Source organism: Streptomyces sp. AK08-02 (assembly GCF_033795085.1).
GTDB lineage: Bacteria > Actinomycetota > Actinomycetes > Streptomycetales > Streptomycetaceae > Streptomyces > Streptomyces echiniscabiei.
This window is the reverse complement of sequence record NZ_JARAZV010000037.1, coordinates 24,269-31,353: the sequence shown is the minus strand read 5'-3', so window position 1 is coordinate 31,353 and position 7,085 is coordinate 24,269. Positions and strand designations below refer to the sequence as shown.

4 protein-coding genes and 1 pseudogene are annotated in these 7,085 nt (G+C 70.0%); 4 read left to right on the top strand and 1 reads right to left on the bottom strand.

The genetic code is table 11. The features are described 5' to 3' along the window. From PV734_RS45440 to PV734_RS45430, 3 genes and pseudogenes are all read left to right on the top strand, one after another. Window positions 1-2,034: pseudogene (locus PV734_RS45440) on the top strand (ALF repeat-containing protein); the annotation flags it as partial. Between the two features lie 97 nt (window positions 2,035-2,131). After that, window positions 2,132-2,512 carry a hypothetical protein gene (locus PV734_RS45435; RefSeq protein WP_319098695.1) on the top strand — a complete coding sequence of 127 codons (381 nt, stop codon included), beginning with the start codon at window positions 2,132-2,134 and terminating at the stop codon, window positions 2,510-2,512. A 4-nt stretch (window positions 2,513-2,516) separates the two neighbouring features. Continuing rightward, the gene (locus PV734_RS45430) at window positions 2,517-2,996 is read left to right on the top strand and encodes a hypothetical protein (RefSeq protein WP_319098694.1); all 480 of its coding nucleotides are present in this window, start codon (window positions 2,517-2,519) and stop codon (window positions 2,994-2,996) included. Window positions 2,997-3,066: 70 nt separating this feature from the next. Here the strand turns inward: PV734_RS45430 and lysS are convergent, their stop codons facing one another. After that, the gene (lysS, locus tag PV734_RS45425) at window positions 3,067-4,818 is read right to left on the bottom strand and encodes a lysine--tRNA ligase (RefSeq protein ID WP_319098693.1); all 1,752 of its coding nucleotides are present in this window, start codon (window positions 4,816-4,818) and stop codon (window positions 3,067-3,069) included. 467 nt (window positions 4,819-5,285) lie between these two features. Between lysS and argS the strand changes: the two genes are divergently transcribed. Then, complete coding sequence (gene argS / locus PV734_RS45420) at window positions 5,286-7,067, top strand: arginine--tRNA ligase (protein ID WP_319295171.1); 1,782 nt, start codon at window positions 5,286-5,288, stop codon at window positions 7,065-7,067. The last annotated feature ends 18 nt before the right edge of the window (window positions 7,068-7,085 follow it).

Sequence of the window (7,085 nt, the reverse complement as noted above, 5' to 3'; positions counted from 1 at the left end):
GCCCGGGCCACCCGGGCCGCGGGCACCGCGCGGACGCTGGCGGCCAGGTCGGCCGCCGCCGCACGCGTGGCCCGCGACGCCGCGAACAGCGCCGCCGCCCACGCGATCAAGGCCGCCGACGCGGCCGACGAGGCAGCGGCCCACGCGGGCGAGGCGGTCGAGTACGCCAAGCGGTCCACCGAGTACGCCAACGCGGCGGTGGCGGCGGCCAACACGGCCGCCGCCGCGGTCAAGGAGGCCCAGGAGGTCGAGAAGGCGGCCCGCGACGCCGAGACCGCCCGCATCGCCGAGGACACCGAGCTGGGCGTCCTGATAGCCCGTACCAGGGCCCAGGCCGAGACCGACGACGCCGCCAAGGCCTACCAGCAGCGCACCCAGGCGGACATGACCTCCTCGGAGATCAAGGACCTGATCTCCGCCGCCGAGACCGCGTTGAACGGCGGAGACACCGCCACCGCCGTCGCGACCGGCCGCAAGGCCGCCGTCCATCTCCTCGACGCCACCGGCAGCTGGACCCGTGAGGCCGCCGAGTACGCCCTCTCCGGCAACGACGAGGACATCGTCAACTGGGTCGGCACCGATCGTCTCCTCGCCCAGCGGCAGGACGACCGGGAGAACGTCGCCGCCATCTCGTCCGTGGCCACCGCCAAGGTCGCCCAGGCCGCGTACACCGTCCTGGCCGACGACAGCCCGACGGCTGCCGGCGACTTCCTCGCCACCGGGGTCGTCGAGGCGGCGGCCGAGGACAACCGTGTCCTCGTCTTCCAGATCCTGAACGCGAACCCGGGGCCGGCCGTCAAGGCGAAGGCCGAGGCGGCGCTGGCGGACGGCCGCGCACTCGCCCTGCACCGCTTCGTCAACCTCGAACTGGCGGGGGCGACGAAGGAGGACGACAGCGTCGAGATCTTCCGCCTGCTCAACACCGGCGGCCCGTACATGAAGTCGGCGGCGCAGATCGTGCTGGAGGGCTCCGCCCGCATGCGGCGCGCCTTCGTCGTCCGCGACAAGTTCAACGTCGCCCGCCTCGACCAGGACCAGGCCACCCACGTGGCCGCCATCCGAGCCTCCATCGCACACGCCGCGAAGGTGGCCGCGAAGGCCCTGCAGGACGCGGCCCTCGCGTCGAAGGCAGCGGCGGAGGCCCGCCAGGCGGCGGCGGAGGCGACCGAGTGGGCGCAGAAGGCGAACAACTACGCCAAGGACGCCGAGAACTCGGCGGCCGAGGCGCGGGCGAACGCGGACGAAGCCGACCGGTCCGCCACCGCCGCGGCCAAGTCGGCGAAGGACGCCCTGTCCGCCGCGGCCTCCGCGCGCGGCGCCGCCCGCAGCGCGAACTACTCGATGCGGCAGGCCGTGTCGTCCGCGCGGCAGGCGGTGAACTCCGCCGCCTCGGCGCAGGCCTCGGCCACCGCCGCGGCGGCCTCCGCCGCACAGGCCGGCAAGGACAAGGTGGCAGCGGCGGCAGCGGCCAGCGAGGCCCGGGCGATCGTCGCCACGAAGCGGCGCGCCGAAGCCGCCGAGGCCGCCCGCGCAGCGGCCGAGAAGGCGAGGCAGAACGCGCAGAACGGCACCAACCCGTCGCAGACCGCCGACAACGACGACGGCACCGGCGACACCGACTACTGGGGCATGTGGCCCGAGGACATGAGCGACGCCAAGGACTGGGCGAAGGCCACCGGCCACTGGAGCACGGTGTTCGGCGGGGCGGGGGTCGTGCTCGGCATCCTCGGCGCGTTCCCCACTCCGTTCAGCCTGCCCCTGCTGGGGCTCGCCTCCGGGGCAAGTCTCACCTCCTGGGGTCTCCAGGGAGTGAGCACCATCTTCGCCGGCTTCGGTTACGGCTGGAACAGCAGCGAATTCCACCAGGCGCTCGGCATCACCGCACTCGGCGGCGTGTTCTTCGCCAAGGGCCAGATCTTCAAGAAGTTCGGCGCGGGCGACGAGTTCGGTGCCCTCGCCGAGAACCTCGGCGCCAAGATCTCCAACGCCGCCAGTGACGTGACCACCACGGTGATCGGCTGGGTCACCTGGTAGCCGCGTACCGTCGTATCCCCGGGGTGGCGCGTGCGCACACGGCGTGTGAGCCCGCGTCACCCCGCCCCGCCAGACCCGTACGCAGCGAAGGACGTCCGTGCTGACCTCCCATTTCACCCGCACCGAGTGGTGGATCGCGGCGCTCGTGGCCGGCCTCGCCCTGGCAGCGGCGATCCAGTCCCTGCTCCCCGAGAGGAAGCACAAGTGGCTGGCTGTGCTGCCACCGATGGGCGGAGCGGTGGTCATCGGCCTGAGCACGAAGGGGTCCCCCGACGACGGCGAGAACACGGCGTTGATGCTGTTCACGGCGATGGCGCTGGGTCTGGCGGTCACCAGGGTCGTCTTCACCCGGTTCATCGGACACATGATGGATCAGGCACGCTCGGGGCAGCCGATCGAGAAGCTGACAGGCCGGCAGACCGCGGTCTTCCTTCTCACCTTCGCGGCCGTCGTGGCGGCGATCGTCGCCACCCTGTGACGCCGTGATGCCGACCGTCCTGTGGGTGTTCGCAGCCGCCCTCACCGACCTTCTCACCACCTGCGTACTGCTCCGCTGGATCCCGGCGAAGCACGAACGCCTGATTCCCTTCGTCCCCTTCCCGCTGCTCGTGGCCCTGGCCCTGATCCTCCGCCACGCCGTCGGAATCCCCTGGCCGGCCGCGCTCGCCGCGTGCACCGGTTTCCTGTGGGGAATCCTGCTGGCCCTGCTGCCGTTCCGTGGCTGGATATCCTCCTGGACCCTGCCCGTTCCCCGCGAGGACCGGTTGCGCTGGTACGAGGTGGTCCTGGTCGTCCCGGCGGCCCTGACCCCGCTGTCGACGAGGCGGACGGACGCGGCGCTGGAGAAGGCGTTCGCACCGCGCGAGGTGGTGCGGGAGCGGGGCCCCTTCCCACTCGTGATGGGCGTGGCGCTGTCGGTGCTCCCGGTACTGGGAGCGGCGGCGGCCCGCTGGGCGGTGTGAGCGGCCGTACGACGGCGAAAAGGGGCGCCCGGCACAGCCGAACGCCCCTCCTCACCACCGCGTGTGTCCCCTACTCCCCCAACAGGACCCGCACCCGCTCCTGCCCCACCGCGAGCAGCAGCGTGGGCAGACGCGGCCCCGTGTCCCGCCCGACGAGCAGGTGGTAGAGCAGGGCGAAGAACGTCCGCTGGGCCGTCTTGATCTCGGCGGGCAGCTCCTTCGGCCCGGCGTCCGCCGAGAAGCCGGCCTGGACCTTGGGCACGCCGTAGACGAGGTGACTGAGACCGTCCAGGGACCAGTTGTCGGCAAGTCCGTCAACCAGCAGCCGCAGCGACTGCCGCCCCTGCTCGTCGAGGGACTTGATCAGCTCGGTGTCGGGTTCGTCCCGCACGACGGTCCGCTGGTCCGCCGGTACCTGCGTGTTGATCCAGGCCTCGGCCTTGTCGAGCCGGGGCCGCACCTCGTCGAGGGAGACCAGCGGATCAGCCGGGTCCAGCTCACCCAGGATGCGCAGCGTCTGGTCCTCGGCACCGGCGGTGATGTCGGCGACGGAGGCCAGCGTCCGGTACGGCAACGCCCTGGCCGTACGCGGCAGTTCGCCCTCCGCCGTACGCACCGCACGCGAGTGCGCGGCAACGTCAGCAGGCAGCGCGGAGCCGTCGGCGACCTTGGCGTCGAGCTTGTCCCACTCGTCGTAGAGCCGCTGGATCTCCTGGTCGAAGGCGATCTTGAAGGACTGGTTGGGCCTGCGACGGGCGTACAGCCAGCGCAGGATCTGCGGCTCCATGATCTTCAACGCGTCGCCGGGCGTCGGCACGCCCCCCTTGCTGCTGGACATCTTGGCCATGCCGCTGATGCCGACGAAGGCGTACATCGGCCCGATGGGCTGCTTGCCGCCGAAGACGCTGCCGACGATCTGCCCGCCGACCTGGAACGAGGACCCGGGAGAGGAGTGATCGACCCCACTCGGCTCGAACACGACCCCCTCGTACGCCCAGCGCATCGGCCAGTCGACCTTCCAGACCAGCTTGCCGCGGTTGAACTCGCTCAGCAGCACGGTCTCGGAGAACCCACAGGCGGTGCAGGTGTACGTCAGCTCGGTGCTGTCGTCGTCGTAGGCGGTGACGGTGGTGAGGTCCTTGCCGCACCCACCGCAGAAGGGCTTGTACGGAAAGTACCCGGCGGACCCGGAACTCCCGTCGTCCTCCCCGGCGGCCCCGGACCCCTCGGCGGCCTCGACCTCGGCATCGTCGACAGGCTTCTGCGACTGCTGAGGCTTCTTGCCGGGGACCTTCTTGGTCCGGTACTGGTCGAGGATGGCGTCGATGTCGCCCCGGTGCTTCATGGCGTGCAGGATCTGCTCGCGATAGACACCCGAGGTGTACTGCGCGGTCTGGCTGATCCCGTCGAACTCGACACCGAGTTCGGCGAGCGCGTCGACCATCGCGGCCTTGAAGTGCTCGGCCCAGGAGGGGTACGCGGACCCCTTGGGCGCCGGTACGGCGGTCAGCGGCCGCCCGATGTGCTCGGCCCAGGAGGAGTCCACACCCTCGACCCCGTTGGGAACCTTGCGGTACCGGTCGTAGTCGTCCCAGGAGATCAGATGCCGGACCTGGTACCCCCGGCGCCGGATCTCGTCAGCGACGAGATGCGGGGTCATGACCTCACGCAGGTTCCCCAGGTGGATGGGACCGGAGGGAGACAGCCCGGACGCGACGACAACGGGTTTTCCCGGGGCTCGGCGCTCCGACTCCTCGATGACCTCATCCGCGAAACGGGAGACCCAGTCGGTGGTCTCGGTGCTCTGAGCCACGATCGGCACGTCCTCTTTTTCTGAGAGTTCCTCAAGGCCAGCCGGTACGGTCGCACGACTGACCGCCCCATTCTCCCAGGTCCACCCAGAACCACGAAAACGCCTTTCCGCACCCTTCCAACCCCGGCCGGCACCTCCAGCCCGTCCGGCGTTTGAGGACAAGGCCCGTTCAGGGCCGACTCCCCTCCCACCCCGCGGCCCACACCCCCAGCCCGTCCGGCGCTTGAGGACAAGGCCCGTCCAAGGCCGACTCCCCTCCCACCCCGCGGCCCACACCCCCAGCCCGTCCGGCGCTTGAGGACAAGGCCCCTTCAGGGCCGACGGGGGGTCTGGGGGCGCAGCCCCCAGGAACAGGATGGGACGGGTAGGGGCGGCGGGGGCGAAGAAACCCCACCCGCGCCCAAGAAAACCCCTTTGCCCCCCATGGGATACTGACCCCATCCACACGTACCCACCAGGAGAACGGCACCCACTCCATGGCCCCGGTCAAGTCCCTCACCGCCACCGTCAACCAGCGCCTCGCGGACGCCCTCACGGCAACCCTGCCGGAGGCACCCGCGGACCCGCTGCTGCGACGCAGCGACCGTGCGGACTACCAGGCGAACGGCATCCTCGCCCTCGCCAAGAAGGCCAAGGCCAACCCCCGCGACCTGGCGACCCAGGTCGTCACCAACGTGGTGTCCGGCGACCTGATCAAGGACATCGAGGTCTCCGGCCCCGGCTTCCTGAACATCACGCTCACCGACAAGGCGATCGTCGAGAACCTCGCGGCCAGGTCCGCCGACCCCGACGCCCGTCTCGGCGTACCGCTCTCCGCCCACCCGGGCACGACGGTCATCGACTACGCCCAGCCGAACGTGGCGAAGGAGATGCACGTAGGCCACCTCCGCTCCGCGGTGATCGGCGACGCGGTGGTCCAACTCCTTGAGTTCACCGGCGAGAACGTGGTCCGCAGGCACCACATCGGCGACTGGGGCACCCAGTTCGGCATGCTCATCCAGTACCTGGACGAGCACCCGCACGAGCTGGACCACAAATCAAGCAACTCGGACCCCGAGGCGAGCGGCGAGGAGGCGATGTCGAACCTCGACCGCCTCTACAAGACGGCGCGCAAACTCTTCGACTCCGACGAGGAGTTCAAAACCCGCGCCCGGCTCCGCGTCGTGGACCTCCAGGCCGGCGACCCGGCGACCCTCGCCAGCTGGCAGAGGTTCGTCGACGAGTCGAAGATCTACTTCTTCTCGGTCTTCGAGAAGCTGGACATGGAGATCCGGGACGCGGACATCGTCGGCGAGTCGGGCTACAACGACATGCTGGACGAGACGTGCCGCCTCCTGGAGGAGTCCGGCGTGGCGGTCCACTCGGAGGGCGCTCTGTGCGTCTTCTTCGACGACGTCAAGGGCCCGGACGGCAACCCGGTCCCGCTGATCATCCGCAAGTCGGACGGCGGCTACGGCTACGCGGCCACCGACCTCTCGGCGATCCGCGACCGCGTCTTCAACCTCAAGGCGAACAACCTCATCTACGTGGTCGACGCCCGCCAGTCCCTTCACTTCAAGATGGTCTTCGAGACGGCGCGCAGGGCGGGCTGGCTGAACGACGAGGACGTCAAGGCGTACCAGTTGGCGTTCGGCACGGTCCTCGGCAAGGACGGCAAGCCGTTCAAGACGCGTGAGGGCGAGACCGTACGCCTGGTGGACCTGCTGGACGAGGCGGTGGACCGCGCGACGGCGGTCGTACGGGAGAAGGACACACTCGGCCAGCTCTCCGAGGCCGAGATCGCCGAGCGGGGCGCCCAGGTGGGCATCGGCGCGGTGAAGTACGCGGACCTGTCGACGTCGGCGAACCGGGACTACAAGTTCGACCTGGACCAGATGGTCTCGCTGAACGGCGACACGAGCGTGTACCTCCAGTACGCGTACGCCCGTATCCAGTCGATCCTGCGCAAGGCCGGCGAGGTCCGCCCGCAGCCGCACCCGGAGCTCGAACTGGCCGAGGCGGAGCGGGCGTTGGCCCTGCACATCGACGCGTTCGCGGAGACGGTCGCGGACTCGGCGCAGGAGTACGCCCCGCACAAACTGGCGGCGTACCTGTACCAACTGGCTTCGCTGTACACGACCTTCTACGACAAGTGCCCTGTCCTGAAGGCGGAGACCGCACAGCAGGTGGAGAACCGCCTGTTCCTGTGCGACGTGACGGCGAAGACCCTGCACCAGGGCATGGCCCTGCTGGGCATCAGGACGCCCGAGCGTCTCTGACATCAGGAAACGCCGGAA

Bases quoted from the DNA above. Each gene is read 5' to 3' on its own strand.
- argS (WP_319295171.1), top strand. From the start codon at position 5,286: ATGGCCCCGGTCAAGTCCCTCACCGCCACCGTCAACCAGCGCCTCGCG.